At 73.5% G+C, this 26,033-nt stretch carries 25 protein-coding genes; 13 read left to right on the top strand and 12 right to left on the bottom strand.

The annotated features are described in order from the left end of the window. Positions 1–40 precede the first annotated feature (40 nt). Positions 41–1,972, top strand: coding sequence for a protein kinase (locus ACGF07_RS12650; protein ID WP_392897825.1), 1,932 nt, complete (start codon positions 41–43; stop codon positions 1,970–1,972). Positions 1,973–2,030: 58 nt separating this feature from the next. Here the strand turns inward: ACGF07_RS12650 and ACGF07_RS12645 are convergent, their stop codons facing one another. Together ACGF07_RS12645 and ACGF07_RS12640 are read right to left on the bottom strand one after the other, a co-directional pair. Continuing rightward, positions 2,031–3,011, bottom strand: a complete 981-nt coding sequence (locus ACGF07_RS12645) for an ABC transporter substrate-binding protein (protein WP_392897822.1) — start codon at positions 3,009–3,011, stop codon at positions 2,031–2,033. Positions 3,012–3,123: 112 nt separating this feature from the next. Next, positions 3,124–3,900, bottom strand: coding sequence for a MerR family transcriptional regulator (locus ACGF07_RS12640; protein WP_350736502.1), 777 nt, complete (start codon positions 3,898–3,900; stop codon positions 3,124–3,126). A 227-nt stretch (positions 3,901–4,127) separates the two neighbouring features. Between ACGF07_RS12640 and ACGF07_RS12635 the strand changes: the two genes are divergently transcribed. From ACGF07_RS12635 to ACGF07_RS12625, 3 genes are read left to right on the top strand one after another with little or no spacing between them, the layout of a single operon-like run. Beyond that, on the top strand, positions 4,128–5,699 hold the full coding sequence (locus ACGF07_RS12635; RefSeq protein WP_392897820.1) for a flavin-containing monooxygenase: 1,572 nt from the start codon (positions 4,128–4,130) through the stop codon (positions 5,697–5,699). After that, positions 5,696–6,664 carry an alpha/beta fold hydrolase gene (locus ACGF07_RS12630; RefSeq protein WP_392897817.1) on the top strand — a complete coding sequence of 323 codons (969 nt, stop codon included), beginning with the start codon at positions 5,696–5,698 and terminating at the stop codon, positions 6,662–6,664. Before ACGF07_RS12635 ends, ACGF07_RS12630 begins: the two co-directional genes overlap by 4 nt. After that, entirely contained in the window at positions 6,661–7,566 is a 906-nt protein-coding gene (locus tag ACGF07_RS12625) for an SDR family oxidoreductase (protein ID WP_392897815.1), read from the top strand. The genes ACGF07_RS12630 and ACGF07_RS12625 overlap by 4 nt, the downstream gene beginning before the upstream one ends. Positions 7,567–7,682: 116 nt before the next feature. Here the strand turns inward: ACGF07_RS12625 and ACGF07_RS12620 are convergent, their stop codons facing one another. Beyond that, the gene (locus tag ACGF07_RS12620; protein WP_392897813.1) at positions 7,683–9,008 is read right to left on the bottom strand and encodes a PLP-dependent aminotransferase family protein; all 1,326 of its coding nucleotides are present in this window, start codon (positions 9,006–9,008) and stop codon (positions 7,683–7,685) included. A 106-nt stretch (positions 9,009–9,114) separates the two neighbouring features. Here ACGF07_RS12620 and ACGF07_RS12615 point away from each other — a divergent pair, with 106 nt between their 5' ends. Next, entirely contained in the window at positions 9,115–9,795 is a 681-nt protein-coding gene (locus ACGF07_RS12615; protein ID WP_392897810.1) for a LysE family translocator, read from the top strand. Positions 9,796–9,933: 138 nt separating this feature from the next. Here the strand turns inward: ACGF07_RS12615 and ACGF07_RS12610 are convergent, their stop codons facing one another. The 4 genes from ACGF07_RS12610 to ACGF07_RS12595 all read right to left on the bottom strand — a co-directional run bounded on the left by ACGF07_RS12610 (position 9,934) and on the right by ACGF07_RS12595 (position 12,912). Then, a complete protein-coding gene (locus tag ACGF07_RS12610; RefSeq protein ID WP_392897808.1) occupies positions 9,934–10,962 on the bottom strand; it encodes a serine hydrolase domain-containing protein in 1,029 nt (342 codons plus the stop codon). Next, positions 10,959–11,894: a DUF6895 family protein gene (locus tag ACGF07_RS12605; RefSeq protein WP_350736522.1), complete on the bottom strand. Its 936-nt coding sequence runs from the start codon at positions 11,892–11,894 to the stop codon at positions 10,959–10,961. The genes ACGF07_RS12610 and ACGF07_RS12605 overlap by 4 nt, the downstream gene beginning before the upstream one ends. Continuing rightward, entirely contained in the window at positions 11,891–12,625 is a 735-nt protein-coding gene (locus tag ACGF07_RS12600) for a hypothetical protein (RefSeq protein ID WP_392897806.1), read from the bottom strand. The genes ACGF07_RS12605 and ACGF07_RS12600 overlap by 4 nt, the downstream gene beginning before the upstream one ends. Positions 12,626–12,705: 80 nt before the next feature. Then, on the bottom strand, positions 12,706–12,912 hold the full coding sequence (locus tag ACGF07_RS12595) for a hypothetical protein (protein ID WP_392897804.1): 207 nt from the start codon (positions 12,910–12,912) through the stop codon (positions 12,706–12,708). Positions 12,913–13,066: 154 nt separating this feature from the next. Between ACGF07_RS12595 and ACGF07_RS12590 the strand changes: the two genes are divergently transcribed. Together ACGF07_RS12590 and ACGF07_RS12585 are read left to right on the top strand one after the other, a co-directional pair. Continuing rightward, on the top strand, positions 13,067–13,840 hold the full coding sequence (locus ACGF07_RS12590; protein ID WP_392897801.1) for an SDR family NAD(P)-dependent oxidoreductase: 774 nt from the start codon (positions 13,067–13,069) through the stop codon (positions 13,838–13,840). Positions 13,841–13,993: 153 nt separating this feature from the next. Beyond that, positions 13,994–15,829 (top strand): ABC transporter ATP-binding protein, encoded by a 1,836-nt coding sequence (locus ACGF07_RS12585; RefSeq protein WP_392897798.1) that lies wholly within the window; start codon positions 13,994–13,996, stop codon positions 15,827–15,829. A 144-nt stretch (positions 15,830–15,973) separates the two neighbouring features. On the opposite strand, the gene ACGF07_RS12580 is transcribed toward ACGF07_RS12585, so the two are convergent. Then, positions 15,974–16,642 (bottom strand): lysophospholipid acyltransferase family protein, encoded by a 669-nt coding sequence (locus tag ACGF07_RS12580; RefSeq protein WP_350736536.1) that lies wholly within the window; start codon positions 16,640–16,642, stop codon positions 15,974–15,976. A gap of 172 nt (positions 16,643–16,814) precedes the next feature. Here ACGF07_RS12580 and ACGF07_RS12575 point away from each other — a divergent pair, with 172 nt between their 5' ends. Beyond that, positions 16,815–17,027, top strand: coding sequence for an EF-hand domain-containing protein (locus ACGF07_RS12575; protein WP_350736539.1), 213 nt, complete (start codon positions 16,815–16,817; stop codon positions 17,025–17,027). A 126-nt stretch (positions 17,028–17,153) separates the two neighbouring features. Here ACGF07_RS12575 and ACGF07_RS12570 read toward each other — a convergent pair whose 3' ends face one another. Beyond that, a complete protein-coding gene (locus ACGF07_RS12570) occupies positions 17,154–19,361 on the bottom strand; it encodes a CDP-glycerol glycerophosphotransferase family protein (protein ID WP_392897794.1) in 2,208 nt (735 codons plus the stop codon). Between the two features lie 827 nt (positions 19,362–20,188). Between ACGF07_RS12570 and ACGF07_RS12565 the strand changes: the two genes are divergently transcribed. Then, the gene (locus tag ACGF07_RS12565) at positions 20,189–20,458 is read left to right on the top strand and encodes a hypothetical protein (protein ID WP_350746619.1); all 270 of its coding nucleotides are present in this window, start codon (positions 20,189–20,191) and stop codon (positions 20,456–20,458) included. Between the two features lie 204 nt (positions 20,459–20,662). Continuing rightward, positions 20,663–21,118: a YjbQ family protein gene (locus ACGF07_RS12560; RefSeq protein ID WP_350746616.1), complete on the top strand. Its 456-nt coding sequence runs from the start codon at positions 20,663–20,665 to the stop codon at positions 21,116–21,118. A gap of 54 nt (positions 21,119–21,172) precedes the next feature. Here ACGF07_RS12560 and ACGF07_RS12555 read toward each other — a convergent pair whose 3' ends face one another. Continuing rightward, positions 21,173–21,742 carry a DUF1990 domain-containing protein gene (locus ACGF07_RS12555; RefSeq protein WP_350746612.1) on the bottom strand — a complete coding sequence of 190 codons (570 nt, stop codon included), beginning with the start codon at positions 21,740–21,742 and terminating at the stop codon, positions 21,173–21,175. Between the two features lie 85 nt (positions 21,743–21,827). On the opposite strand from ACGF07_RS12555, the gene ACGF07_RS12550 reads away from it, so the two are divergent. Continuing rightward, a complete protein-coding gene (locus ACGF07_RS12550) occupies positions 21,828–22,064 on the top strand; it encodes a hypothetical protein (protein ID WP_350746609.1) in 237 nt (78 codons plus the stop codon). Between the two features lie 112 nt (positions 22,065–22,176). Here the strand turns inward: ACGF07_RS12550 and ACGF07_RS12545 are convergent, their stop codons facing one another. Then, positions 22,177–22,698, bottom strand: a complete 522-nt coding sequence (locus ACGF07_RS12545; protein WP_392897789.1) for a MarR family winged helix-turn-helix transcriptional regulator — start codon at positions 22,696–22,698, stop codon at positions 22,177–22,179. 143 nt (positions 22,699–22,841) lie between these two features. Between ACGF07_RS12545 and ACGF07_RS12540 the strand changes: the two genes are divergently transcribed. After that, a complete protein-coding gene (locus ACGF07_RS12540) occupies positions 22,842–23,597 on the top strand; it encodes an alpha/beta fold hydrolase (protein ID WP_392897786.1) in 756 nt (251 codons plus the stop codon). Here ACGF07_RS12540 and ACGF07_RS12535 read toward each other — a convergent pair. After that, positions 23,594–24,802 (bottom strand): IS110 family transposase, encoded by a 1,209-nt coding sequence (locus ACGF07_RS12535; RefSeq protein ID WP_392897783.1) that lies wholly within the window; start codon positions 24,800–24,802, stop codon positions 23,594–23,596. The two genes, ACGF07_RS12540 and ACGF07_RS12535, sit on opposite strands and share 4 nt — an antisense overlap. Positions 24,803–25,181: 379 nt before the next feature. Between ACGF07_RS12535 and ACGF07_RS12530 the strand changes: the two genes are divergently transcribed. After that, positions 25,182–25,751, top strand: coding sequence for a cupin domain-containing protein (locus ACGF07_RS12530; protein ID WP_392897781.1), 570 nt, complete (start codon positions 25,182–25,184; stop codon positions 25,749–25,751). Positions 25,752–26,033: the final 282 nt, after the last annotated feature.

Genomic DNA, 26,033 nt, shown 5'->3' with positions numbered 1-26,033 from the left:
CCCGTCGGGGCGGGTCCATGACACCTGGGGGGACAGGTCGATGAGTAGCGCGGGCACCGTGCTGGGCGGGCGGTACACGCTGGTCGAGAAGATCGGCGGCGGTGGCATGGGCGCGGTCTGGCGGGCCGACGACGAGGTGCTGGCGCGGCAGGTCGCGATCAAGATCCTGCGGGCGGAGCTGTTCGAGGACGGCACCGCCGTCCAGCGCTTCCGCCGGGAGGCCCAACTGGTCGCCGCGATCGACCACCCGGGGATCGTCGACGTGCACGACTACGGCGAGAGCGGCGGGGACGGCGCGGAGCGCTGCGCCTACATCGTGATGGACCTGATCGAGGGCCGCCCGCTCAACCAGGTGCTCAAGGACGGCGGGCCGATGAGCGCCGAGCGCGCCCTCGGCCTGCTCGCCGAAGCCCTGGACGCGCTGCACGCCGCGCACCGGCGCGGCATCGTGCACCGCGACCTCAAGCCCTCCAACCTGATGGTGCGCGACGACGACCGGGTGGTGGTCACGGACTTCGGCATCGCCCGTGCGATCGCCAGCACCAAGCTCACCGCCCCGTACGCGATCATCGGCACCGCGGCCTACATGTCCCCCGAGCAGGCCGCGTCCGCGAGCACCGGGCCGGCCTCGGACCTCTACTCGATCGGCGTGGTCTGCTACGAACTGCTCGTCGGTCAGGTGCCGTACCTGGGCGAGGGGCCGCTGCAGGTGGCGCTCAAGCACGTCAACCAGCCGGTGCCCGAGCTGCCGGAGACCTTCCCGGCCGCGGTACGGGCGCTGGTCGCCACCGCGCTGGCCAAGAACCCCGACGACCGGTACGCCAGCGCCGCCGAGATGGCGGCCGCGGCCAGGGCGGCGATCGGCGCGCCCGCGGCACCGTGGCGGCCGGCCGACACCGGGACGATCGACCTGCGGGCCGCGGGGAAGGGGGCGTCCGGGGCGGAGGACGCCGGCGGGGCCGGGCGGGACCAGGTGGTGAAGGTCGACCCGGATGCGAGGACCGAACCGGGCGGGCGCCGTTCCCGGCGCACCCTGCTGGTGCCGATCGTCATCCCGGTCGTCATCTCGCTGGGCACGGCGACGGCCCTGCTGATCGACCGGGGCCCCGGTACCGCCGATGCGGCGCCGCCCGCCGCCCAGCCGACCGTGGTGGTGACCGTCCCGGCGGTGCAGAGCGCCACCACCGCGGCGGGCACCGCCACGCCCGCCACCCCGCCGCCGGCCGACACCCCGTCGGCCGCCCCGGCCGCCGACCAGCCACCCGCCGGCGGGCAGCCGAACGCCGCCGCCCCGGCACCGGCGCAGGGCGGGGGTGCGCCGGGTGGTGTCGCGGGTGGGGGCGCAGGTGGTGGCGCCGCTCAGCCCGGCCGGGGCGGTGGGGGAGCCAACCCCGGTTCGGGGAACGCCGGTTCTTCCAGCGGGTCGTCGGCCGGCCAGGCCAACCAGCCGACCGGCTCGGGTGGTGGTGGCGGCGGCGGTTCGGTCAACCCGCCGGCCGCCAACCCGCAGCAGCCGGGGCAGACCAACAACGGCGGGAACCCGCCCGCTCCGCAGACCCCCGCCCGGCCCGCGTCCTGCGGCGGCGACAGCTGGAGCACCATCGTCAGCGCCAAGGACGGCCGCGCGATCGGCCTGCGCGACGACACCCTGAGCGGTGACAACCCGATCGTGCTCGGCGGCGCCACGCAGTACGGCTGGGTGCGCTCCACCAACCCCGGCAGCTGGATCGAGTTCCACGCCTGCAACAACGGCGGTCCGTCGCTGGTCCAGACCATGGACGGCAAGGTCACCTTGAACGGCGGGTTCAGCTTCCTCACGAACTGGTCCGTCCGCAACGGCAGTTCCTCCGGCACGTACACGCTCGCCGACTACCAGAACCAGTCCTGCATGACCAGCAACGGCCCCGGCAACCCGGTCACCATGGTGACCTGCACGCCCGGCAATCCGTCCCAGCAGTGGCGGTTCCAGTGACGGCGGAGGACCGGCGGACGGCGGACCGCACCGTCCGTCATCCGGCGCCCGTCCTCGCTCATCCGCTCGCCGGTGCCGCCAGGTCCGCCCGCATCTGGTCCAGGACCAGCCCGGCCCCGGTGTACCCGATGCCGAGCATCCAGAGGTTGTCGTCCACCCGGTACACCCGGCCGTTGCGCACGGCGTCCAGGTCCTTCCACAGCGCGCCCTCGGTGATCTTCGCCTGGTCGGACTCGGCCGCGTCCCCGTACACCGAGTAGAAGATGACGTCGGCCGCCGCCTGGTCCACCTGCTCGGGGCTGATCTCCAGCGAGAAGCCGGGCTTGTCCTGGTTGGCCGGGCGCCCCAGCCCGAGGTCCTTGAACAGCGAGCCGACGAAGGTGTCGTTGAGGTAGAGCCGGGTGGGCGCACCGGCCAGGAAGCGGGCCATCTCGACCCGGGTGGCCGCGGCCCTGGCCGGTCCGCCGATCGCGGTGACGAGCTCCCGCAGCTTCGCGCGGTACACGGTGTCCGCGGCCTGCGCCTCGGCCTGGCGGCCCGTCGCCTCGGCGTGCAGCCGGACGTTCTCCTTCCAGCTCGGCCCGGTGGTCCTGGAGAGCACGGTCGGCGCGATTCTGGACAACTGCTCGTAGCGCTTGTCGTCGCGGACCTGGTTGCTCAGGATGAGGTCCGGCCGCAGCGCGGCGATCGCCTCCAGGTTCGGCTGGCCGATCACGCCGACCGGTTTGGTGCCGGCCAGCCGCTCGGCCGGCAGGTACGCGGGGAAGGGCGCGCCCCCGCCGACCGTGGTGGCGCCGACCGGAGTGATCCCGAGGGTCACCACCGAGTCCAGCGCGTCGGTGTCCAGGACCACCACCCGGCCCGCCCTGGCCGGTACGGCGCTCTCGCCGCGCGCGTGCCGGACGGTCCTGGTCCCGCCGGCCCCGGGCGAACCACCGCCCGGCGCGGGGGAGCCGGCGCCGCAGGCGGCGAGCGCCAGGCCCGGTGCGAATCCGGCGGCGAGACCGAGCGCGGCGCGGCGGGTGAGGGAACGGGTCATCGGCGGCTCCTGCACCGGGCTGGTTGCTCCCCCGGGCGGGCTCCTCCCGTGGGGCGGCCGGCGTCCGACGGCCGGACGGGCCGCCGGGATCCCTGCCCGCCCGGCGGCCCCGCTACGCCTCGGAGCCGTACTCCCGCCGCTGGCGCAGCAGTTCGGCGTACTCGGCGCGCACCCGGCGGTCCATGGCGAGCGTGAACTGGGCGTCGGCGACGGTGCGGGCGAGCGGTCGGACCCGCAGGATGCGCTCGGTGAGCCGGGCCGCCTCGCCGGGTGCCAGCGGTGTGTCGCCGGACAGCGCGCTGAGCACGTGCTCGCTGACCACCTCGATGAAGATCTCGGCGATGGCGTCGATGTGCTCCTGGGTGCGCCGGCTGGCGGCCAGCACCGCTGACAGCGGCACCCCCTCCGCGACCAGTGCGGTGGTGGCGTCCATCAGCCGCCGGCTGACGTGGGTGATCCCGTCCTCCTCGACGGTGATGTAGCCCTGGGCGATGGACTCGGCGGTGTTCTCCTCGGTGAGCTGGTCCCCGAAGGCGGCCTTCAGTTCGTCCCACTGCAGGCGTACCGGGGTCTCGTCGGACCAGGGCGCGACGATCGCCGCCTCCAATCCGATCAGCTCCGCGACGTCCTGCCCGCTCTCGCCGGCGCCGATCAGTTCCGCGATCCCGCCCAGGGTGTGGCCGCGGTCGAGCAGTTCGCCGATCATCCGCAGCCGGGCCAGGTGCTCCTCGCCGTACCAGGCGATCCGGCCCTCCCGGCGGGGCGGCTGGAGCAGTTTGCGCTCGCGGTAGAAGCGCAGGGTGCGGGTGGTGATCCCGGCCGCCTCGGCCAGTTCCTCCACCCGGTACTCGCGCTTTTTGTCGTCCGCAGCAGCTCTGACCTTGTCCACGGCGATCAGCATAGGTCCGTGGCGCCGGTCGGGAGCCTCCGGGAACTCGGGCGAATCCGGGCGGTCGGGCTTCTTCCATCCGGTGTCAGCAAGGGCTACCCTGCCAACCATGCCAGTGATTACTGGCGCAATTGGCAGGGTCCCGGAGGCGAGCCGCCGGGAGGTTCCGGGGCGGGCCGCCCCGGAAGAGCGCGACGATCACCGCCCCACCCCCAGGAGGTTGCCGCATGGCATCCAGCAGCAAGCGCCCCCGCTCCGGCGCGTCCGCAGCGACCGACACCACCGCTGGGCGGGAGACCGTCCCGCACGTGCGGGTGGCGGTGATCGGCTCCGGCTTCGGCGGCCTCGGTGCCGCCGTCCGGCTGCGCCGTGCCGGGATCACCGACTTCGTGGTCCTCGAACGCGCGGACTCCGTCGGCGGCACCTGGCGCGACAACAGCTACCCCGGCTGCGCCTGCGACGTGCCCTCGCACCTCTACTCCTTCTCCTTCGCGCCCAATCCCGACTGGCCGCGCAGCTTCTCCGGCCAGCCGGACATCCGCGCCTACCTGGAGAAGGTCGCCACCGTCTTCGGCCTGCGCCCGCACCTGCGCTTCAACACCGAGGTGCTGGAGGCGCGTTGGGAGGAGGACCGGACCCGCTGGCGGATCACCACCTCGGCCGGCCAGTGGACCGCCGACGCCGTCGTGTCCGCCGCCGGACCGCTCGCCGACCCCCAGATCCCCGACCTGCCCGGCCTCAGGGACTTCCCCGGCAAGGTCTTCCACTCCTCCCGCTGGGACCACGACTACGACCTGACCGGCAAGCACGTCGCGGTGGTCGGCACCGGAGCCTCGGCCGCCCAGATCATCCCGTCCATCCAGCCGAAGGTCGGCAGGCTCACGGTGTTCCAGCGCACCCCGGCCTGGGTGCTGCCGCGCCGTGACCGCGAGATCAGCCGGCTGGAGCGGTGGTTGCACGGCCGCCTCCCGGTGACCGCCAAGATCCGCCGCGGCACCCTCTTCGCGCTGCGCGAGCTCCAGGTGGACGCCTTCGTGCGCCGGCCCGGGCTGCTGCGCGTGGTCCAGCAGCTCGCCGAACGCCACCTCGCCCAGGGCGTCGCCGACCCGGCGCTGCGGGCCAAGCTCACCCCGGACTACCGGATCGGCTGCAAGCGCATCCTGCTGAGCAACACCTACTACCCGGCGCTCGCCGCCGCCAACACCAAGGTCGTCGCCTCCGGCCTGCGCGAACTGCGCGGCTCCACCCTGGTCGCCGCCGACGGCAGCGAGCACGAGGTGGACGCGATCGTCTTCGGCACCGGCTTCCACGTGACCGACATGCCCATCGGCTCCCGGGTGTTCGGCGCGAACGGGACCAGCCTCGCCGAGGAGTGGAAGGGCGGCATGGAGGCGCTGCGGGGCTCCACCGTGCGGGGCTTCCCCAACCTGTTCTTCGTGATCGGCCCGAACACCGGCCTCGGCAACAGCTCGATGATCCTCATGATCGAGTCCCAACTCAACTACCTCGTCGACGCGTTGACCATGCTCGACACGATCGGCGCCACCGCGATGCAACCCACCGCCCGGGCCCAGCGGCAGTGGAACCTCGAACTCCAGCACCGGATGGACCGCACCGTCTGGACCACCGGAGGCTGCCGCAGCTGGTACCTGGACCCGAGCGGCCGGAACACCGTGCTCTGGCCCGGCTCCACGACGTCCTTCCGGCGCGCCACCCGCAAGGTCGACCTCGGCGAGTACGAGCTGATCATGCGCACCGCGCCCGCCAACAGCCGCACCGCCCAGGAGGTTTCCGCATGAGTCCGGTCGCGCTGCCCGCCGGGTACGAGCCGCCCGAGCCCGCCGAGGAGCTGAGCGTGCGCTCGGCCGACGGCATCCGGCTGCACGTCGAGGTGCACGGCCAGCCGGGCGCGCCCACCGTGGTGCTCTCCCACGGCTGGACCTGCTCGACGGCCTTCTGGGCTCCGGTGATCCGCGAACTCGCCGACCGCTACCGGGTGGTGGTCTACGACCAGCGCGGCCACGGGCACAGCGAGATCCCGCCGAGCCGCGCCCGCTACTCCGCCCGGGCGCTCGCCGAGGACCTCACCGCCGTGCTGCTGCGGACCGTACCGGCGGGGGAGCGGGCCGTGCTGGCCGGGCACAGCATGGGCGGGATGACCATCATGGCCGCCGGCGGCCGCCCCGAGGTCGCCGAGCGCACCGCCGCCAACGTGCTGATCTCCACCGGGCCGGCCGGGCTGGTCGCCGAACTCACCGTCCTGCCGCCGGCCCTGCGCGCCCCCGCGGTGCGGCGCTTCCTGCACCGGCTGCTGCTGCTGTCCCGGTTGCCGCTCGGACCGGTCACGCCGGTCAGCCGCGCCGCGCTCAAGTACGCCACCATGGGGCCGGGTTCGAGTGCCGGACAGGTCGAGGCGACGGCCCGGATCGTGCACGCCTGCCCGACCGCCGTGCGCGCCAACTGGGCCGGAGTGCTCGGCCGACTGGACGTACGCGCCGGACTGGGCCGGATCACCGCGCCCACGGCCGTCGTCGTCGGCACCGCGGACCGGCTGACCCCGCCCGCGCACGCCCACCGGATCGTCGAGGAACTCGCCGACGCGCAGGGCCTGTTGCTGCTGCCCGGGGTCGGCCACATGGCGCCGTTGGAGCGCCCGGTGGAGGTCGCCGCCGAGATCCACCGGATGGCCGCCGCCCACCTGGCCCCCGATGCCCGCCCCGCCGCTCCCGCCGCCACCACCACCGAGAGGACCACCGCCGCATGAACGCCGTCCCGTCGTTGTCCGGACAGGTCGCGGTCGTCACCGGGGCCGCCCGCGGAGTCGGGGCCTCGCTGGCCCGCAAGCTCGCCCGGCGGGGGGCCGAGGTCGCGCTGCTCGGCCTGGAACCGGAGGAGCTGAAGGCCGTCGCGGCGCAGTGCGGCGCGGCCGCCACCTCCTGGGAGGTGGACGTCACCGACCTGGAGGCGCTCGGCGAGGCCGCCCGGCGGATCAAGGAACACCACGGGCGGATCGACACCGTGGTCGCCAACGCGGGCATCGCCATCGGCGGACCGCTGACCGACAGTGACCACCGGGCGTTCAGCCGGGTCATCGAGGTCAACCTGCTCGGCAGCGTCGCCACCGCCCGCGCCTTCCTGCCGGCGCTCATCGAGAGCCGCGGCTACCTGCTGCAGATCGCCTCGCTCGCCGCACTGACCCCCGCGCCGCTGATGAGCGCGTACTGCGCCAGCAAGGCCGGGGTGGAGGCCTTCGCCCACTCGATCCGCGCCGAGGTCGCCCACCAGGGCGTCAAGGTCGGAGTCGGCTACCTGAGCTGGACCGACACCGACATGGTGCGCGGAGCCGACCAGGACGCCGTGCTGAGGCAGATGCGCAGCCGGCTGCCGTGGCCGGCCAACAAGACCTACCCGCTGGAGCCCGCGGTGGACCGGATCGTCGCCGGGATCGCCCGCCGCTCCGCCCATGTGTACGCCCAGGCGTGGCTGCGCGGCATGCAGCCCGTGCGCTGGGTGCTGCCGAGCCTGATCGCGGTGGTCGGCTCCCGCGACGTGGCCCGGCTCGCCCCGCAGCTCGCCGCCACCGCCGCCTCCCGGCTGCGCGCCGTCGGGGCCGGTGGCGCCGCGGACACGGCGGCGCGGGGGAGCCGGACGGGGGCGGACGGCTGACGGGGCGGGTGTCGGGGGCGGACGGCTGACGGGGCTCGCCGGGGGCGGGCGGCTGATGGGGCTCGCCGGGGGCGGATGGCAGCCTTCGGGACCTGTCGGCCGCGGTCCGGCATCCGTCAGCCGTCACCCCCGGCGATCCGTCCCAGCGCTGCCAGCGCCCGCTCCAGCACCGGCAGCGGCGGCGAGGCCAGCCCCACCCGCACGGCCGACGGTGTGCTCCGCGGGTCGACCGCGAACGCCGCCGCGGGAGTCACCGAGATCCCCGCCCTCGCCGCCGCCGCGACGAAGGTCTCCGCCCGCCAGGCCGCCGGCAGCTCCCACCAGACGTAGTACGAGCACGGGTCGGCCCGCAGGCGTGCGCCCCGCAGCACCCGCCGGGCCACCTCCTGCCGGGCCGCCGCGTCGGCACGCTTCGCCGCCTCGACCGCCGCCAGGGTCCCGTCCCCGATCCAGCGCACCGCCGCCTCCAGCGCGAATCCGCTCGGCGCCCACCCGCCGGACCGCAGCGCGCCCGCCACCCGCTCCCGCAGCCCGTCCGGGACGACCGCGAAGCCGGTGGTCAGTCCGGGGGCGAGCCGCTTGGACAGGCTGTCGATCAGGACGGTCCGCTCCGGTGCCAGGGCGGCGAGCGGCGTCGACCCGGGCCGGAGGAAGGACCAGATCGCGTCCTCCACCACCGGCAGGTCCACTCGGCGCAGCTCCTCGGTCAGTGCGGCCGCCCGCTCAGCCGGCAGGTTCGCCCCGGTCGGGTTCTGCAACCGCGGCTGGAGGTACACCGCGCGCAGCGGCGCCGCACGGTGGGCGGTGGCCACGGCGCCGGGCAGCAGCCCGTCCCCGTCCATCGCCAGCGGTACCAGCCGGATGCCGAGCCGCTGCGCCACCGCCTTGACCACCGGATACGTCAGCGCCTCCACCCCCAGCCGCTCACCCGGCCCGACCAGCGCGGACAGCGCGCCGGCGACGACCTGCCGCCCGTTCCCGCCGAACAGCAGGTGCTCCGGGCCGGCCTGCCAGGCGCCGGTCGACACCAGCCCCGCGAAGGCCCGCCGCGCCGCGGCCGTCCCGGCCGCGCCCACCGGTCGCAGCGTCTCGGCCAGCGCGTCCGGCCGCAGCAACGGCGCCAACCCCGGGGCCAGCAGCTCGGCCTGCCCGGGTGCGGTCGGGTAGTTGAGTTCCAGGTCGACGGGTGCGGTCGCGGGTTCGGCGAGCGCGACCAGCCCGCCCTCCGTCCCCTGCCCGGCCCGGACGAAGGTGCCCCGTCCGACCTCGCCGACGGTCAGCCCGCGCCGGGCCAGCTCCCGGTAGACCCGGGCCGCCGTCGAGGCGGCGATGCCGCGGCTGCGGGCGAACGCGCGCTGGGTGGGCAGCTGCTGGCCGGGCCGCAGCCGTCCGTCGGCGATCTCGGCGGCGAGGCCGTCGGCGATCAGGCGGTAGTCGTCCACCGGTGTCCAGCCAGCCCTTCCAGCGTTCCGTCCCCGGTAGCAGCGGATTGCACCGAGCGCAAAGTCATCATTGCATCGAGATCGCCGGGCGCTCTAGCCTCCTCGCATGGACGCGTTGACATCCGCCGTGAGGGGTCTGGACGCCGTGGACGGCCACGCCGTCCTGGGGATCGCCGCCGTGGCGCTGGGCATGGTGCTGTCGCCCGGCCCGAACATGATCTACCTGGTCTCCCGCTCGATCGCCCAGGGGCGGCGCGCCGGGCTGGTCTCGTTGACGGGCGTCGCGACCGGCTTCCTGGTCTACCTGGTCGCGGTGACGGCCGGGGTGGCCGCCGTCTTCTCCGTGGTGCCCGTGCTCTACACCGCTCTCAAGCTGGCCGGTGCGGGCTACCTGCTCTGGCTGGCCTGGAAGGCGGTCAAGCCGGGTGGCGCCGCGGTCTTCGCCCCGCAGCAGCTGCCCCCGGACCCGCCGCGCCGCCTGTTCGCGATGGGCTTCCTCACCTGCCTGCTCAACCCGAAGATCGCCATCATGTACATCTCGCTGCTGCCCCAGTTCGTGGCGCCCGAACGCGGCCACGTCGCGGTGCAGAGCCTGGTGCTCGGGCTGGTCCAGATCGCGATCGCGGTCACCGTCAACGGCCTGATCGCGCTGAGCGCGGGCACCATCGCCACGTTCCTCAACGGCCGCCCGGCCTGGCTGCGCGTCCAGCGCTACGCGATGGGCACCGTCCTCGGCGGCCTCGCCGTGCACATCGCCGCGGACCGGGCCAAGGCGGTCGCGGCGTAGCCCGCGCCCACCCGGCACCCACCCGTACCTGCCCGCACCGACCCGGCACCCACCTGCACCTGCCCGTACGCGCCCGGCACCCGCCCGTATGCGCGCACCCGCCGGCCCGGCCGGTCGGAGGACCCGCGAACCCGGTCGCTACCCCTCCCGGGCGGCCGCCCGCAGCACCTCGTAGCCCGCCTGCACGAAGCGGGCGCCGAGCGTCGTCCCGGTGTTGGCCAGCACCGCCACCGCGGTGGCCGACTGCGGGCAGAACCCGACCAGGGCGGTGAACCCGCGGGTCGCCCCCGCGTGGAAGTACAGGTCGCGGCCGCCCGAGCCGCGGTGGTTCCACACCAGGCACACCTCGTCGCCCGAGCGCGGCAGCCGCAGCCGGGGCCGCTGCACCTCGTGCAGGGCCGCTCCCAACTCCCCGCCGGCGCCGTCGACATGGGCCCGGAGGTAGCGCAGGGCATCCGCTCCGCTCGCCCGCACCGCCGCCGCACCCGGCAGTCCGGGGGCGTGCCACGGCGGCAACTCCCGCCCGCGCAGGTGCCCGACGGCCTGCCCCGGTGCGTCCGGCGCGCAGCTGGTGGCGCGCAGGCCCAGCGGTGCGCAGACGCGCTCGGCGAGCAGGGCCTCGTACGGCAGGCCGCTCCGCGCGGCGAGCACGTGCCCGAGCAGGGCGACCCCGTAGTTGGAGTACCGGTAGCGGCTACCCGGCCTGCTGCGCACGGTGGTTCCGGCCAGCGAGGCCCTCAACCGCGCCGCGTCGAAGGTCGCGTAGGGGTTGCTGCGCCACCTCGGCAGGGCCGCCGCCAGCAGCCCGGGCGGCAGCCGGGGCAGGCCGGAGGTGTGGGTGGCCAGGTGCAGCAGGCGGATCGGTTCGGAGGAACGCGTGGCGGGGGGTGGCCAGTCGGGCGGCAGCCGGCTCTCCAGCGGATCCTCCGGCGCGAGTTCGCCCCGTACCGTCAGGTCGGCCAGCAGCAGCGCGGTGAACGTCTTGCTGACCGAGCCGAGTTCGAAGACCGTCTCCGGTGTGCACGCCCCCGCGTGCGCCCCGCGGCCGGTCCGACCGTGGCAGCGGACCTCCTCCCGCGCCCCGCGCGCGAGGGCCACCGTGACGGCGGTGGCGTACGGTTCGGCCGCCCGCACCGCCGCCGACACCGCGGCGTCCAGCTCGCTCACGCGGCCGCCGCGTCGGCGCCCAGTGCCCGGGCCAGGGTGATGTCGCCCGCCAGGACGGCGACCACCGCCGTGTGCTGGTTCTCCCGGAACGCCTCCTCCCGGTCGTCGCTCACCGGATCGTTGGCGTCGCGGGGCACCAGTCCGTCCGCGCGCTGGACGGCGGCCAGGGCGTCCCAGCCCTGGCGCCCGGTGATCGGTTCGCCGATGCACGCGTCCACCATGAGGAGTTCGACGGCCAGGTCCCACTGCCCGATCTCCAGCCAGATGTCCAGCCAGGCCGGGAGCCAGTCGTGCAGGTAGTCGCGGATCGGTTCGGGGAGGCCCTCCGGGTGCGCTCCCCAGTCGGTGAGGTGGAAGACGGTGTGGGTGTTCTGGTAGGCGATCTCCCACTCGACGGCCCAGGGCTCGGGCAGGGCACCGAGCCAGGTGCCGGCCGTCAGGGCGGCCCAGTCCGGCTGGTGGCTGAGGCCGATCAGCCGCCGGGCGTTGGCGATGGCGAGCCGCCGGTTGCCCTGGATCTCGATGGCGTGCGCGGCCCGCAGCCTACCGATCGACTCGAGGAGGTCGTCCAGGGCGGGGTGGCGGTAGCCGGCCCGGGCGAAGTGGCCGTAGAGCTCCAGCGGGTCGCTCATCGTGACGTGGCGCAGCTGCCGCTCGTACAGCAGGTCCCCCTCGCGCAGCTGCTCCCACGCGTAGTCGAGGAGTTCCCGGGCGGCTCGTGTGCCGGCCGGACCGGCGACGCCGTCGCGCAGGACCACCGAGGCGGCCAGGGCGAGCTCGCCGAGCGGTTTGTAGGCGTCGTTGGGGGTGGCGAGGTCGACGACGGTGTTGTCGGGGATCCGGCCGAGGCCGTCGCGGTGGGCGGCGTGCAGCCAGGTCAGTGCGCGGGAGCCGAACCGCTGCGCGGTGGCGAGGACGTGGGTGTCGATCATGCCGCTCGGCCCCCTTCGGCGTCCGACGGCCGGGCGCGGTCGAGCAGCCGGCGGGCGACGGCCAGCTCCAGCCCGGTTCGGGCGCTGCCGTCACCGGCCAGGGCGATCCGGTCCAGCACCGGTTCGAGGTCGAGCCGCGACCGCCCGCCCTCGGCCTCCGTCCAGGCGAGCCAGCGGGCGAGCCGGGCGGCGGTGGTGAGGTCGCGCCGCAGCATCGAGCGGACGGTGCCCCGGGCCAGCGCCAGGGCGTGCGCGAGGGCGGCGTCGTGGACCGGGCCGTCCAGGGTGGGCAGGGCGAGCACGGACAGCTGGGACATCCGCACCGACCAGGCCTGCCAGCCGAGGTCCTCCGGGCCGGGCAGCGGGGCCGGCCGCGGCACGGCCTCCGCGTGGCCGGCGCGGACGAGCAGCCGCCCGGCTGCCCAGTCCTGCCAGGCGATGACCAGCGCGGCCTGTTCGGAGGGGGGTGCCGGTGCGGGGACCACGCGTCGCGCCTCGGCCAGCAGGGCGGCGGTGGCCGGGTCGGGCTCGCCGCCGCCGAACAGGGACGGCGCGAGGAGGTCCGCACCGAGCAGCCGCACGGCGGCCAGCAGCGGGCGGGGTACGGCGGCGTCCGGCTCCACGAGTGCGGCCGGATCCCCGCCGCCCCGGAGGGCGTCGAGGGTCCGGCCGGCCACCCGCTCGACGGCCGCGGCGTACTGTTCACGCAGTGACGTCTCGGCGAATGGCATCAGTGGTGTGCCTCCTTGCTGAGGAGGGCCGGCCGGGTCGTCGGACCGGCCCGGTCATCAGTCGACGAGGTCGTCCCGGCTCACCGGGTCGGCTTCTCCTTGGGGGGCTTCGGAGAGGTCAGCAGCAGGCCGGCCAGCAGCGACGCCCCAGCGGCCTCGGGCAGGTACGTGGGCGCGTCGGACACGACGGCCTCGTCCTCCACCATCAGGCTCGCGAGTGTCTCGGCTTCGGAGAGCGTCGCGCTCTGTGACGCCGAAGCGGATTCCGTACGGAACTGAGTAAGCATCAGATCTGCCTCCTCACATGGCGTCATCACCCGGTCGGGTGATGCCCCTGTTCGACACTACGTGTGCGACTGATTACCCGCAATCCCCCTGGTCGAGCCGCTGCGTCGATGCGCGGTGTGGGCCCGGCCGCGGGGAGTCGGTACGGTCGGGGGCATGACCACAGCCTTGATCACCGGCGCGACCGCCGGCATCGGAGCCGCGTTCGCCCGACGGCTCGCCCGCAGCGGCTACCGGCTCGTCCTGGTGGCCCGCGACGCCGAACGCCTGGAGCGCGCGAGCGCCGACCTGAACGCGCAGTACGGCGTCGAGGCGGAGGTGCTGCGCGCGGACCTCGCGACGGAGGAGGGCATCGCCGCCGTGGAGGCCCGGCTCGCCGACTCCGAGCGCCCGGTGGACCTGCTGATCAACAACGCCGGGTTCGGCAACAAGGGCGCCTTCGGCGCCGTCCCGCTCCAGGCCGAGCTGGACATGGTGAAGGTGCACATCGAGGCGGTGCTGCGGCTGACCACGGCGGCCCTGCCGGGGATGCGCGAGCGCGGGCGCGGGGCGATCGTCAACGTCGCCTCGGTGGCGGCCTTCCTGCCGCGCGGCACGTACGGGGCGAGCAAGGCGTGGGTGGTCAGCTTCACCCAGGGCGTGCTGCGCGACCTCGGTGGCACCGGGGTGCGGATGATGGCGCTGTGCCCGGGGTTCACCCGGACCGAGTTCCACGAGCGGGCCGGCATGGGCACCGGGAACATCCCGTCCTGGTCCTGGCTCTCGGCCGAGCGGGTGGTGGCGGAGGCGATGCGCGACCTGGCGCGCGGCAAGTCGTTGTCGGTGCCGGGCAAGCGCTACAAGGCGGCGGTGGCCGTCGCCCGGGTGCTGCCCTCCGGCAGGCTCGGCGGCCTCTCCTCGAAGGCGGCGCGCACCTACCGGACGGACTGACGCCCGCGGCGGGCGGGCGGGGCGGAGGATGTGGAGCGGAATAGAGCGGCGCTCACTATTAGTTTGCCTAACTATGAGCTACCCCCGCTATGCTGGCACCCACCCGCCCGCCGCCGCGCCGCCGTCGCGCGTCCGACCCAGGGAGGCCCGTCCTTGAGGCCCGCCGCCATCGACTGGACCCCGCCCGACCGCGCTGCGGGCGAGCCCCGCCCGCCCGCGCAGTGGCGGCGGATCCTCGCGCTCTTCCGCCCGTACCGGGGCCGCCTGGCCGCCGTCGGGCTGCTGGTGGCCGCCTCCGCGGTGGTCTCCGTCGTCTCGCCGTTCCTGCTGAGGGCCGTCCTGGACACCGCCATCCCGCAGGGCCGCACCGGCCTGCTGAGCCTGCTCGCGCTCGGGATGATCCTCACCGCCGTGGTGAACAGCATCTTCAACGTGCTGCAGACGCTGATCTCCACCACCGTCGGCCAGCGGGTCATGCACGACCTGCGCACCGCCGTCTACGGCCACCTCCAGCGGCAGTCGCTGGCCTTCTTCACCCGCACCCGCACCGGCGAGGTGCAGTCCCGGATCGCCAACGACATCGGCGGCATGCAGTCCACGGTGACCTCCACCGCCACCAGCCTGGTCTCCAACCTCACCGCGGTGATCGCCTCGATCGTCGCCATGGTCGCGCTGGACTGGCGGCTGACCGTCGTCTCGCTGCTGCTGCTCCCGCTGTTCGTGTGGATCAGCCGACGGGTCGGGCGGGAGCGCAAGAAGATCACCACCGAGCGGCAGAAGCAGCTGGCCGCCATGAGCTCGGCGGTGCAGGAGTCGCTCTCCGTCAGCGGCATCCTGCTCGGCCGCACGATGGGCCGCTCCGACTCGCTCGCCCGGGAGTTCACCGGGCAGTCCGACCAGCTGGCGGACCTCGAGGTGCGGGCCAGCATGGCCGGGCGCTGGCGGATGAACACCATCCAGATCGTGATGGCCGCGATGCCCGCGCTGATCTACTGGGCGGCCGGGCTGACCTCCGCCGCCGGCGCGCCGATCGTCTCGGTCGGCACCCTGGTCGCCTTCGTCACCCTCCAGCAGGGCCTGTTCCGCCCCACCGTGAGCCTGCTGTCCACCGGCGTCGACGTCCAGACCTCGCTCGCGCTGTTCCAGCGCATCTTCGAGTACCTCGACCTGCCGGTGGAGATCGCCGAGCCCGCCCGCCCCGTCACCCTCGACGACATCCGCGGCGAGGTCCGCTTCGAGGCCGTCGACTTCCGCTACGACCCCGAGCAGCAGCGCCCGACCCTGGCCGGCGTCGACCTCGCGGTCCCCGCCGGGAGTTCACTGGCCGTGGTCGGCGAGACCGGCTCGGGCAAGACCACCCTCAGCTACCTCGTCCCCCGGCTGTACGACGTCACCGGCGGCCGGGTCACCCTGGACGGCGTGGACGTGCGCGAACTGTCCTTTGACACCCTGGCCCGCGCGGTCGGGGTGGTCTCCCAGGAGACCTACCTCTTCCACGCCTCGGTCGCCGAGAACCTGCGCTTCGCCAAACCGGGCGCCAGCGACGCCGAACTGGTCGAGGCCGCCCGGGCCGCGCAGATCCACGAGACCATCGCCGCCCTCCCGGAGGGCTACGACACCCTGGTCGGCGAACGCGGCTACCGCTTCTCCGGCGGTGAGAAGCAGCGCCTCGCGCTGGCCCGCACCATCCTGCGCAACCCGCCGGTGCTGATCCTGGACGAGGCGACCAGCGCCCTGGACAACCGCACCGAGCGCGCCGTCCAGCAGGCCGTCGACACGCTGGCCGCCGGCCGCACCACCATCACCATCGCGCACCGGCTCTCCACGGTGCGTTCCGCGGACCAGATCGCGGTGCTGGACCGCGGCGAAGTGGTCGAACTCGGCACCCACGACGAGCTGGTGGAGCTGGACGGCCGGTACGCGGCGCTGCTGCGCCGGGAGGCTCCGGCGGCGGCCGCCCTGTCGGACGCGGCCCTCGGGCACGCGTGACCGGGCAGGTGGGGGCGGACCCGTACCTCCGGGCCCGGGTGGCTCCGTACGGCCGGGCCCGCGTGACCGTGCCCGCGTGACCGTGCACGCGGGGGCGGGCCCGTACGGCCCGGCACGCGCGGCGGACCAGGATGAGCAGGGCGGTCAAGCCGCCTTCGGCACCTCGTTGTAGCTCTCCACGACCTCCTGGCCGGAGAGCCGCTGGATCGCCGCCATCACCTCGTCGGTCACGTGCCGGCGGGCCTTCAGCGAGCGGGCCTGCCCGTGCAGCTCGTCGAAGTGCAGCGGCTCGCCGAAGCGGACCGTCACCTTCTTGATCCGCGGCACCCGCTTGCCCACCGGCAGGATCTGCTCCGGGCCCTCCAGGGCCACCGGAACCACCGGCACGCCCGCCGTCAGGGCCAGCCAGGCGACGCCCGTCTTGCCCCGGTAGAGGCGGCCGTCCAGCGACCGGGTGCCCTCCGGGTAGATGCCGAAGGCCTTGCCCGCCTCGAGGATCTCCAGCGCCGACTCCAGTGAGGCCTGGGCGGAACGGTAGGTGCCGCGTTCGACGGGCACCGCACCGATCGACTCGAAGAAGCCCTTGGACAGGCGGCCCTTGAGGCCCGTGCCGGTGAAGTACTCGGCCTTGGCGAGGAAGTGGACGCGGCGCGGGGCGGTCAGCGGGATCACCACGCTGTCGATGAAGGACAGGTGGTTGCTGGCCAGGATCACCCCGCCCTTGCGCGGCACGTTCTCGACACCCTCGATGACCGGGCGCCAGATCCCGCGCGAAACGGGTTTCAGCACCAGCCTGGTGGCGAGATCGAGCATGTTCCCTCCCTGGACGAACGACCGCCCGGGAGGTGCCCGGGCCCGCATCAGATCCGCAGACTACGACACCGACCCCCGCGCCCGTCCACTCCCGGACGCCGTGGCGCACACCACGGCGGGTAGGGTACGGCCGTCCGAAAACGTGCACCACCCGCAGTACCAGGAGGACCCGATGGAGACCATCGAGGACATCAAGGCGATGTTCGACCGCTTCGACAAGAACGGTGACGGCAAGATCACCCCGGCCGAATACGCGCTGGCCGCCAACGAGATGGGCGACCACGGTGTCACGCTCGCGATGGCCGAGGCGCTGGTCCACTCGATGGACACCCGTCACCAGGGGTACCTGGACTTCGAGGAGTTCCTGGCGGCGCGCCAGCGCTGACCTCGCGCCGACGGGGCGGTCGCCGCAGCAGCGGCGACCGCCCCGTCACCCGTCGGTCACCCGTCGGTCACCCGTCGGTCACCCGTCGGTCACCCGTCGGTCACCCGTCGGTCACCCGTCAGCCTGTCAGCCCGTCACCGGGAACACCCGGCGCACCACCCGCTCCGCCGCTCCGCCGTCGTCCCAGACGCAGAACCTGGCCCGGAACCGCGCCCGGGCCGCCGGCTCCGGATCGCCCGCCCGCAGTGCGCGCGCCAGCCCGTCCACATCCACCGTGACCGCGCCCGGCGGCTCCTCGAACAGGTCGAAGTAGACGCCGCGCTCGTGCCGGTACTCCTCCCAGTCCGGCGCGAATATCACCACCGGCCGGTCCAGCACCGCGTAGTCGAACATCATCGACGAGTAGTCCGTCACCAGCGCGTCCGCCGCCAGGTAGAGGTCCTCGACGGTCGGGTGCGCCGAGACGTCCATGATCTCCGCCGCGTCCTCGCCGGCCGACAGGTCGCCCGGGCCGCCGGTGTGGAAGTAGTGGGTGCGCACCAGCAGGGTGAAGCGCGGGCCGAGCCGCCGGGCCAGCTCGGCCACGTCCAGCAGCGGCACGTAGCCGCCCTTGCCGCCGCGGTGGGTCGGTGCGTACAGCACCGCCGTGGTGCCGGGCCGCAGCCCCAACCGCTCGCGCATCGCCCGGACTTCCTCGGGCGTGGCGTTGGCCAGCCGGTCGTTGCGCGGGTAGCCGGTGTCCAGCATCTCGTACCGGCCGGGGAAGGCCTTGGCGAAGTGCTCGCTGGTGTGCGGATTGGAGGACACCAGGAAGTCCCAGCGGTCTATGGCCTCCTGGAGCCGGTCGAAGTCCATCCCCTCGGCGGCCTCCGGGCGGCCCCGCAGGTCCATGCCCATCGCCTTGAGGGGCGTGCCGTGCTGGGTCTGGACGTGCACCGTGCCCGGCCGCTTCACCATCGTGCGCGGGAAGTTGACGTTGTTGACGAAGTACTTGGCGGTCGCCATCGCCTTGAGGTACGCGGGGGTGTTGACGATCACGTACGGCACACCGGGCGGCATGGTGGCGGCCTGGGCGCGGTTCTCCACCACCCACACGCCGCGGATCTGCGGGGCGAGTTCCTTCGCCTTCTCGTAGATCGCCGCCGGGCTGCAGGCGTAACCCCGGTGCCAGTACGCGGCGTAGACCGCCAGGTGCTCGTCCAGCGGGAGCCGGCGGAAGGCGTTGTACGCGGTGAACCGGGCGCCGCTGCGCACCCCCTTCTTCACCGCCGGCGCCACCGCCCGTGCCCCGCGCTTGAGGTCGCGCGGCAGGCGGCCGGTGCGGCGCAGCTCCGCGTAGGCGATCCGGGCGCCGCGCGCGGCCAGCCGGTACTGGACGCCGCGCACGCCGCCGGGGAAGCGGTAGTCGGCCGGCCGGTGCCGCTCGAAGTGCTCGGAGATCCGGCGGAAGAAGTCCTTGCGCAGGTCGGTGGGGACGAGCCCGGGGGTGTCGTAGACGTTCAGCGCCTGGCGCAGGGTCCGGTCGAAGACCAGGGTGCGCAGCGACTCCGGGACGGGCGAGCCGGGGCGGCCGGAGCGGCCCCAGCGGTCGATGAAGGCGAAGATCGCGTCGTACTGCGCGAACACGTCGGCGTGCTTGGGGGAGGCCGTGGCGGTGATCGCGCCGTCGCGGCCGCGACGGTAGAAGTAGCAGGGGCGGTCGAGGTAGCGCAGCCGCTCGGCGGCCAGCAGCGCGGGGTAGGTGACCGAGATGTCCTCGTAGTAGCCGCGGCCGAAGGAGACGCCCAGGCCCTCCAGGAAGGCCCGGCGGAAGACCTTGTTCCACACCGACATCACGGTCTGGAACAGCGCCGGGTGCTCGGCCACGGTGCAGCCCTCGACCAGCGGGGAGCCGACCAGCACGTGCCGCCAGGGGTTGGGCTCGGTCCCGCCGTCCGGGTAGACGTGGACGAAGTCGGTGAGCAGCACGTCGGCCGGGGTCTCCCGGCGGCGCTCCTCCTCCAGTTCGTCGAGGATCACGCCGACCGTCCGCTCGGGCACCCAGTCGTCGCTGTCCACGAACCAGACGTACTCCCCGCGCACCTGCGGCAGGGCGGCGGCCCGGGCGCCGCCGAGGCCCTGGTTCTCGGTGAGGTGCAGGACCCTGAGGCGGGGGTCGCGGGCCGCGTAGGCGTCCAGGATCGCGCCGGAGCCGTCGGGGGAGAGATCGTCGACCGCGATCACCTCGAAACGGGTCTCGGCGGCGTTGGTCTCGCCGAGGATCGAGTCGAGGCAGCGCGGCAGGTACCGCTCCACGCCGTGGACCGGGAGCACGATGCTGAGGAGGAGGGACACGCTGGCCGAGTCTACCGATCCACCGCACGCGACCTGCGCGGACGTCCGCCCGGCGGCGGCGGGCGGGGGAGGGGCCCGGAACCGCCGGTGCCGGGCCCCGTGCGGGGCGGCACCGGCAGTCTGGTCGGCGGCCCGGCCGACCCTCTACGGCCGGCCGCCGGTCCGGGCACCCTGCGAGCCTGGCCACCGCAGCGTCGAGGTGACCGGGCAGTGGCTCGCGGGAGCCGGAGTTCGATCGAGTCGATGATCAGTTGATTCATCACTCGAACGCGCGCGTGATGCGGTGCGGGCAACAGCGCGTTGTCACAGATATTGCTTGGAGGATCGACGCGAGTCAATCCCTCGTATGTGTTCACTTCCTGAAGCAGCCCGCTGACGTCGGCCGGGGCGCAAATGATCGTTTTGTCGATCTGGTGGCTGTCCCCTGGCTGTCCCCTATATGCGGGCGGGGGTGCCGGGGGTGTCCGGTCGCGGAGTGCCGGGCGTCCGGTCGGGGCGTCCGGTCGGTACTCGGCGGAGCTGGGGCGGCTCGTCCGGCGCGGGCCACCGCACCGTCGGGGTCGCGCCGATCGCCAGGGTCGCGCCGCGCGCCCGGCGCGCACGGCGGCGGACGGGCGCCGGGTGCGTGCCTCCTGGCCCTGCTGACGGACAGCGGGTCGTGCACCATCATTGATGCCTAGTCGTGACCGCCCGGGTGGCCCCTGGTGCATCGTCAGTTGACGCCGCACGATACGGTGGCACCACACCAAGGACGGTTGCACGAAGGCCCTCTGTCACGGATAGTCTTCGCCTCACGGCCCTGGCGCCTCGTAGGGGTGGGAAAACTGATGGAACACATGCAAGTGCGGACTCGGCCCCGGGTGCCGGCGATCCAGTGCGGTGTCGGTGCGACCGGCCGCCGGATCGACCGACACCTGGCCGTGCTCGGCGCGCCCGCACTCCCGGCGGTGGACACCGCCGAGGCACTCGGGCTGATAAGGGAGTTGACGCCGCGCGGCGCCGACGCCCAGGCGGCGGCCCGCCGTCGCCACACCCGGGTCTCGCTGCTGGCGCCGCTGCGCAGGCTGCGCCGGAGCCTCTTCGGCGGACGCGGCTAGCGGCCGCCCGGTCGCGGCCGTACGGCCCCGACGCGACCCGGCGGACCACCTGGTGCGTCGGGTCCTCGTCGTACCCGGGGCGCCGCCCCTCGGACGTCGCCCTGTGGTCTGAACCTCTCACGCTCCGCGACCGCGCCCGCCCGACGAGGGGCGCGTACGGCGGGGTGGTCCTTCCGGCCCGCTGACCTGGGTGAGGATGGCGCCATGGCGGACAACAACCACTCCCCGGCAACCGGATCGACCGGGTCCTTCCAGACCACCACCCTGGAGATCACCACCGGCAAGCGCGAGGTCGCGCTCGACATCACGGACCGCTGCGCCGAGTTCCTCAACGAGCGGGCCGCCGGGCGCGACGGCCTGCTCAACGTCTTCGTCCCGCACGCCACGGCCGGGATCGCCGTGCTGGAGACCGGCTCCGGCAGCGACGACGACTTCCTCGCCGTCCTGCGCGACCTGCTCCCGCCCGACGACCGCTGGCGCCACCGGCACGGCAGCCCCGGCCACGGGCGGGACCACGTGGTGCCCGGCCTGGTCGCCCCGCACGCCACCCTGCCGGTGATCGGCGGGCAACTGGCGCTCGGCGTCTGGCAGTCCGTGGTGCTCATCGACACCAACGGCGACAACCCGCGGCGCACCGTGCGGCTGTCCTTCCTCGGTTAGGGCCGTCCTCCAGGTCAGGGCCGTCCTTCCCCGGTCAGGGGCGTCCTTCCTCGGTCAGGGCTGTGCGGACGGGCCGGCGGCGACGTGTCCGGCCACGACGGCGAGGTAGCGCTCGATCGCCAGGTGCTGACAGAGCAGGGCGATCGGGCGACCGAGCCGGGCGTACCACGCGGACAGCCGGGAGAACGCGGTGACCTCGAACCACACCTCGCCGTCGGCGTCCATCGACACCACGAACGACTCCTCGCCGCGCTCCGGGTGCCCGGGCAGCGTCCCGTAGGCGAACCCGATCCGCTGCGGTCCGTCCACCGTCCACACCACCCGGCAGGGGATCACCAGCCGCGGCCACCGGCTGCCCGGCAGGGCCAGCCGCAGCAGGACGGTGGCCCCCTCCCGGACCGGGCCGCCGGGCCACACCGCGAAGCCCGTCCCCAGCTGGGTGCCCCAGCCGAGCACGTACCGCCCGGCCCGCTCCAGCACCTCCGGCCCGCGCCCCAGGTGCACCCTCCGCCGCAGGTGCGCGTACCCGTCGGGCAGCCGCCCGCCCCGGGTGGCTCCCACCTCGGGATAGGTCGGCGCGGCGGCCCGGGCGGCGCGCAGGCGCTGGTGGAGATCGGTGACCATGCGGGACACGCTAGTCCGGGCGTGCGGAGGCGACGGAGGTGGGGGCGCCTTGCCGTACGCCGGAGGCCGGGAGTAAGAAGGCGGTATGACTGACAGCGCGACGGGCGGCGGTGCCGGGGTGGCCGAGGGCGCGGCGGTGTGCGCGCCGGCGCCGGACGGCTCGGCGGAGGCGGCGCTGCGACACGACCCGCAGTCGACCGGGCCGCGTGCGGACTGCGTCCTGTGCGGGGAGCCGACGGAGCTGCCGGCGGACGAGCCGGGCAGCACGCTGTGCCCGGTGTGCGCCTGGCAGCAGGCGCAGCGGGTGGCGTGCTCGGGCTGAGGCCGAACCAGGGCTCGGGCCGGGGGGCGAGCCAGGACCCAGGCCGAGGACGGACCCGGGTGCGGGTTCGGTTCGAGGACGGACGCCGTCTTCGGGTGGAGGGCGGTCCGGGCTAGGCTCCGGTGCCCGTCCGTGGTGGGGCCGGGGTGTCGCCGTAGGACTCCAACAGGTCGCGCAGCAGCGTCGCGAGCTGCTCGCGGTCGTCCCCGCCGAGGGCCCGCAGCAGGCGGTCCTCGTTGGCCAGGTGGAGGGGCAGGATCCGGTCGACGGTCTCCAGGCCGTGGTCGGTGAGGCGGATCTTCACCGAGCGGCGGTCGCCCTCGTCGCGCACCCGGGTGACCAGGCCCTTGTCCTGCATCCGGTCCACCCGCAGCGTGATGGCCCCGGTGGTGACCAGGGAGGTCCTGAGGAAGGCGCCCGCCGTCAGCTCGTAGGGAGCACCGGAGCGCCGGAGCGTGGAGAGGACATCGAACTCGCCGGGCTCGAGGCCGTGCTCGGCGAGGAAGTCCTTGATCTCCTTGTCCCACATGCGGGAGATCCGCATGATGCGCCCGACGACGCCGATGGGCGAGAAGTCGATGTCGGGGCGTTCCCGGCGCCACTGGTCCAGCAGTGCTCCGACCGCGTCGGTCATGGGTCACCTCGCTTTCGGCGTTTACCTTAGCACTCATTTAGTTGACGCTCACCTGATGGCTCGTTATCTTAGTACTCATCTAACAAGCACTCACCTTGTGAGCGGTGATCCTGATGCCCTTGACGCGGGTACGCGGAACCGAAGTGCACTACGAAGTCGACGGCCACGGGCCCGGTCTGGTGCTGGTGCACGGCACGGGCGGTGACGCCGAGAAGGTCTTCGGCAACGTGGTGGACCACTTCAGCGAAACCCGCACGGTGGTCCGGCCCAACCTCAGCGGCAGCGGTCAGACCACGGACGACGGCTCGGAGCTGACCGTCGACCTCATAGCCGAGCAGGTCGCCGCAGCCACCCGGGCGGCGGTGAGCGGCCCCGTGGACCTGCTCGGCTTCTCGCTCGGCGCGGTCGCCGCCGCCGCGGTCGCGGCCACCCGGCCCGAACTGGTGCGCCGTCTCGTGCTGGTGGCGGGCTGGGCCCACTCCACCGGCCCGCGGGACCGGTACTACTTCCGGACCTGGCGCCAACTCCTGGACACCGACCGGGAGCTGTTCAAGCGCTTCTCGGCGTTGACCGGATTCAGTCCGGCAGCCCTGGACCGCTTCGGCCACCAGGGGCTCGCTGACTCCCTGGCGGACAGCTGGCCACCGCCCGGCATCGGCCGGCAGATCGAGCTGGGCGGCCGGGTGGACCTCCGCCCCCTGCTCCCGGCCATCAGCGCACCGACCCTGGTGGTCGGATTCGCCGACGACGCGATGATCCCGGTCGAGGGCTCGCGCCAGCTGCACGCCGCCATCGCGGGCAGTCGGCTCGTCGAGGTCGAGGACCAGGGGCACATGGACTGGTTCGCCGATCCCAGCGGCCTGGTCGATCTCACCCGCGAGTTCCTCGACGCTTCCTAATGTTGTTGGCAAGCGGCTGCGGTGACCGGCGGTGCGACCTGGTAGCACCGCCGGTCACGGATCAGGGCCCACAGGACGTTGACGCGTCGGCGGGCAGGGGCGAGCACGGCTTGGACGTGCCGCTTTCCCTCGGCGCGCTTGCGGTCGTAGAACTTCCGCGAGTTCGGGTCGTACCGGATGCTGACCAGCGCGGAGGTGTAGAAGACGCGCTGGAGCCGGCGGTGGTAGCTGACCGGCCGGTGGAGGTTGCCGCTGACCTTGCCCGAGTCGCGAGGGGCGGGGGCGACACCGGCGAAGGCCGCCAGGGCGTCCGGGGACGCGAAGCCGTCGAGGCCGCCACCGATGGCGGCCAGGAACTCGGCGCCGAGCACCGTGCCGATGCCCGGGACGCTCTCGACTATGTCGGCGAGTTCGTGCTCGCGAAACCGTCCCTCGATGAGCTTGTCCATCTCGGCGATCTGCTCGTTGAGGGCCATCACCCCCTCGGCCAGGGTGTGGACCAGCTTCGCGATGGTCTTCTCCCCGGGAGCGGAGGTGTGCTGCCGCTCGGCGGCCTCAACTGCCGTCTCGGCAAGGGATCTTGCGTTCCTGACCTTGCGGTTGGCCAGCCACTTGGCCAGTCGCGTGACCCCGGCGCGTCGAATCGCCGCCGGCGTCTGGTAGCCGGTCAGCAGCTTGAGCGGACCGACGTTGGTCACGTCCAGGGCCCGCTCCAGGGCTGGGAACATGCTCAGCAGGGTGCCGCGCAGGCGGTTGACCGCGCGAGTACGGTCCTCGACCAGATCGGCCCGCCGACCGGTCAGCAGCTTCAGTTCGATTGCTGCCTCGTCGCCGGGACGGATCGGCTGCAGGTCGCGGCGCATCCGGGCCTGGTCGGCGATCACGTAGGCGTCGCGGGCGTCGGTCTTGCCCTCGCCGCGGTAGCCGTCGGACGCCCGGTTCACCAGGCGGCCGGGGATGTACAGGACCTCCTGGCCGTGGGGGACCAGCAGGCTCAGCAGCGGGGCCGGCTCCCCACCGGTCATGTCGATCGCCCAGGTCACCTGGGCGCCGTCGGCCAGGGCGAGGACGTCGCCGATCAGCCGCAGCAGCTCGGGCTCGTCGTTGGCCACCCGCCGCGACAGCAACGTCTTCCCGTCGGCGTCCAGAACCAAGCCGTGATGGTGGCCCTTGCCGCTGTCGATCCCCGCCCATATCCGACTCATCGCGCTCCTGACGTGCGTGTTCATGCCGTTCGTACCACGGACGACCTCGCCGGCATTGCTCTACTCAGCGACTTGTTCGCACTTCCTAATCGGCGGCCGAGTCGTCGTGGGGTGCCGGGCGGCGAAGCGTTGGAAGCCACGAAACGGCAGCCGACTGATAGCCACACCCAGCACCCCTGGGCGACCCAACCTTACGAGCGGCTCGATCAACCCGATCAAGAAGGTAGAGCCGACTGACGCCGCCGCCGACCCCTGCGGCGGGGCGCCCGCCGCACGACCGGTCACCCCGCAGGTCGCACGGCCGGTCACACCGCCGGTAGCACGGCCGGTCACCCGACCAATCGTCCGACTGATCATTCGACCGAACAGAGGAGTCCCCATGTCGTTCCTGGCGCCCGACTACCCCGAAATCCGGTACGACCGCGACGAGGGCGAGACCAACGTCGCCTCGTTCCGCCCGGCGGGCACACCGCCCGACTACGTCGCACCGAACGGCTCGACGTTCCACTACCTGTCGACCCGGCTCAGCACCAACGGCCTGTACGGCCTGTACCAGAACCGGCTCACCGGTGAAGCGGGCGGCACCAGCCCGCACTTCCACAAGACGATGTCGGAGTCGTTCTACGTCCTCTCCGGCGAGATCCACGTCTTCGACGGCGAACGCTGGTTCGACGCCGCCCGGGGCGACTACCTCTACATCCCGCCCGGCGGCGTGCACTCCTTCGGCAACATCTCCGGCGAACCGGCCGAGTTCCTGATGCTGTTCTCCCCCGGCGCCGCCCGGGAGGGCTACTTCGAGGGACTGGCGGACGTGGCGACCATGACCGAGGAGGAGCGCGCGGCCTTCTTCGTCCGCCACGACAGCTTCTTCGCCGACATGACCAAGGGCCCGGCGGCGGACTCCTGGCAGGACCGCGCGGCCCTGCGCAAGTCCTTCAAGACCCGCTGACCGCAGGCAGCTGCTCCGGCTGCGTCTCCCGCCTCGGCTCCGGCTCCCGCTCCCGCTCCGGCTTCGTCTCTAGTGCTGTGACCGAGAAGGTTCGCCGGGTTTGGCGGTGGTGCCGCCTGAACCGGTTGGATGTCGGTGGACATCCGATCCGGTGTGGGGAGGCGTGGTGGCGGAGCCGGTCAAGGTCTGAGGTTCCCCCGAGGTGCGGAAGGTTGCCGGACATGGCCTGATGGGCCGTGAGAAGGGAGCCTTTGCCATGGCTGCACCGATGAAGTACCCGCC

This window comes from Kitasatospora sp. NPDC048194, from assembly GCF_043202455.1.
In the GTDB taxonomy this organism is placed as follows: domain Bacteria; phylum Actinomycetota; class Actinomycetes; order Streptomycetales; family Streptomycetaceae; genus Kitasatospora.
The sequence above is the reverse complement of the archived record's forward strand: the minus strand, read 5'-3'. Positions and strand labels throughout refer to the sequence as shown.

Bases quoted from the DNA above. Each gene is read 5' to 3' on its own strand.
- ACGF07_RS12650 (WP_392897825.1), top strand. From the start codon at position 41: ATGAGTAGCGCGGGCACCGTGCTGGGCGGGCGGTACACGCTGGTCGAG.
- ACGF07_RS12645 (WP_392897822.1), bottom strand. From the start codon at position 3,011: ATGACCCGTTCCCTCACCCGCCGCGCCGCGCTCGGTCTCGCCGCCGGA.
- ACGF07_RS12635 (WP_392897820.1), top strand. From the start codon at position 4,128: ATGGCATCCAGCAGCAAGCGCCCCCGCTCCGGCGCGTCCGCAGCGACC.
- ACGF07_RS12630 (WP_392897817.1), top strand. From the start codon at position 5,696: ATGAGTCCGGTCGCGCTGCCCGCCGGGTACGAGCCGCCCGAGCCCGCC.
- ACGF07_RS12625 (WP_392897815.1), top strand. From the start codon at position 6,661: ATGAACGCCGTCCCGTCGTTGTCCGGACAGGTCGCGGTCGTCACCGGG.
- ACGF07_RS12615 (WP_392897810.1), top strand. From the start codon at position 9,115: ATGGACGCGTTGACATCCGCCGTGAGGGGTCTGGACGCCGTGGACGGC.
- ACGF07_RS12605 (WP_350736522.1), bottom strand. From the start codon at position 11,894: ATGATCGACACCCACGTCCTCGCCACCGCGCAGCGGTTCGGCTCCCGC.
- ACGF07_RS12600 (WP_392897806.1), bottom strand. From the start codon at position 12,625: ATGCCATTCGCCGAGACGTCACTGCGTGAACAGTACGCCGCGGCCGTC.
- ACGF07_RS12595 (WP_392897804.1), bottom strand. From the start codon at position 12,912: ATGCTTACTCAGTTCCGTACGGAATCCGCTTCGGCGTCACAGAGCGCG.
- ACGF07_RS12590 (WP_392897801.1), top strand. From the start codon at position 13,067: ATGACCACAGCCTTGATCACCGGCGCGACCGCCGGCATCGGAGCCGCG.
- ACGF07_RS12580 (WP_350736536.1), bottom strand. From the start codon at position 16,642: ATGCTCGATCTCGCCACCAGGCTGGTGCTGAAACCCGTTTCGCGCGGG.
- ACGF07_RS12575 (WP_350736539.1), top strand. From the start codon at position 16,815: ATGGAGACCATCGAGGACATCAAGGCGATGTTCGACCGCTTCGACAAG.
- ACGF07_RS12565 (WP_350746619.1), top strand. From the start codon at position 20,189: ATGGAACACATGCAAGTGCGGACTCGGCCCCGGGTGCCGGCGATCCAG.
- ACGF07_RS12560 (WP_350746616.1), top strand. From the start codon at position 20,663: ATGGCGGACAACAACCACTCCCCGGCAACCGGATCGACCGGGTCCTTC.
- ACGF07_RS12555 (WP_350746612.1), bottom strand. From the start codon at position 21,742: ATGGTCACCGATCTCCACCAGCGCCTGCGCGCCGCCCGGGCCGCCGCG.
- ACGF07_RS12550 (WP_350746609.1), top strand. From the start codon at position 21,828: ATGACTGACAGCGCGACGGGCGGCGGTGCCGGGGTGGCCGAGGGCGCG.
- ACGF07_RS12545 (WP_392897789.1), bottom strand. From the start codon at position 22,698: ATGACCGACGCGGTCGGAGCACTGCTGGACCAGTGGCGCCGGGAACGC.
- ACGF07_RS12535 (WP_392897783.1), bottom strand. From the start codon at position 24,802: ATGAGTCGGATATGGGCGGGGATCGACAGCGGCAAGGGCCACCATCAC.
- ACGF07_RS12530 (WP_392897781.1), top strand. From the start codon at position 25,182: ATGTCGTTCCTGGCGCCCGACTACCCCGAAATCCGGTACGACCGCGAC.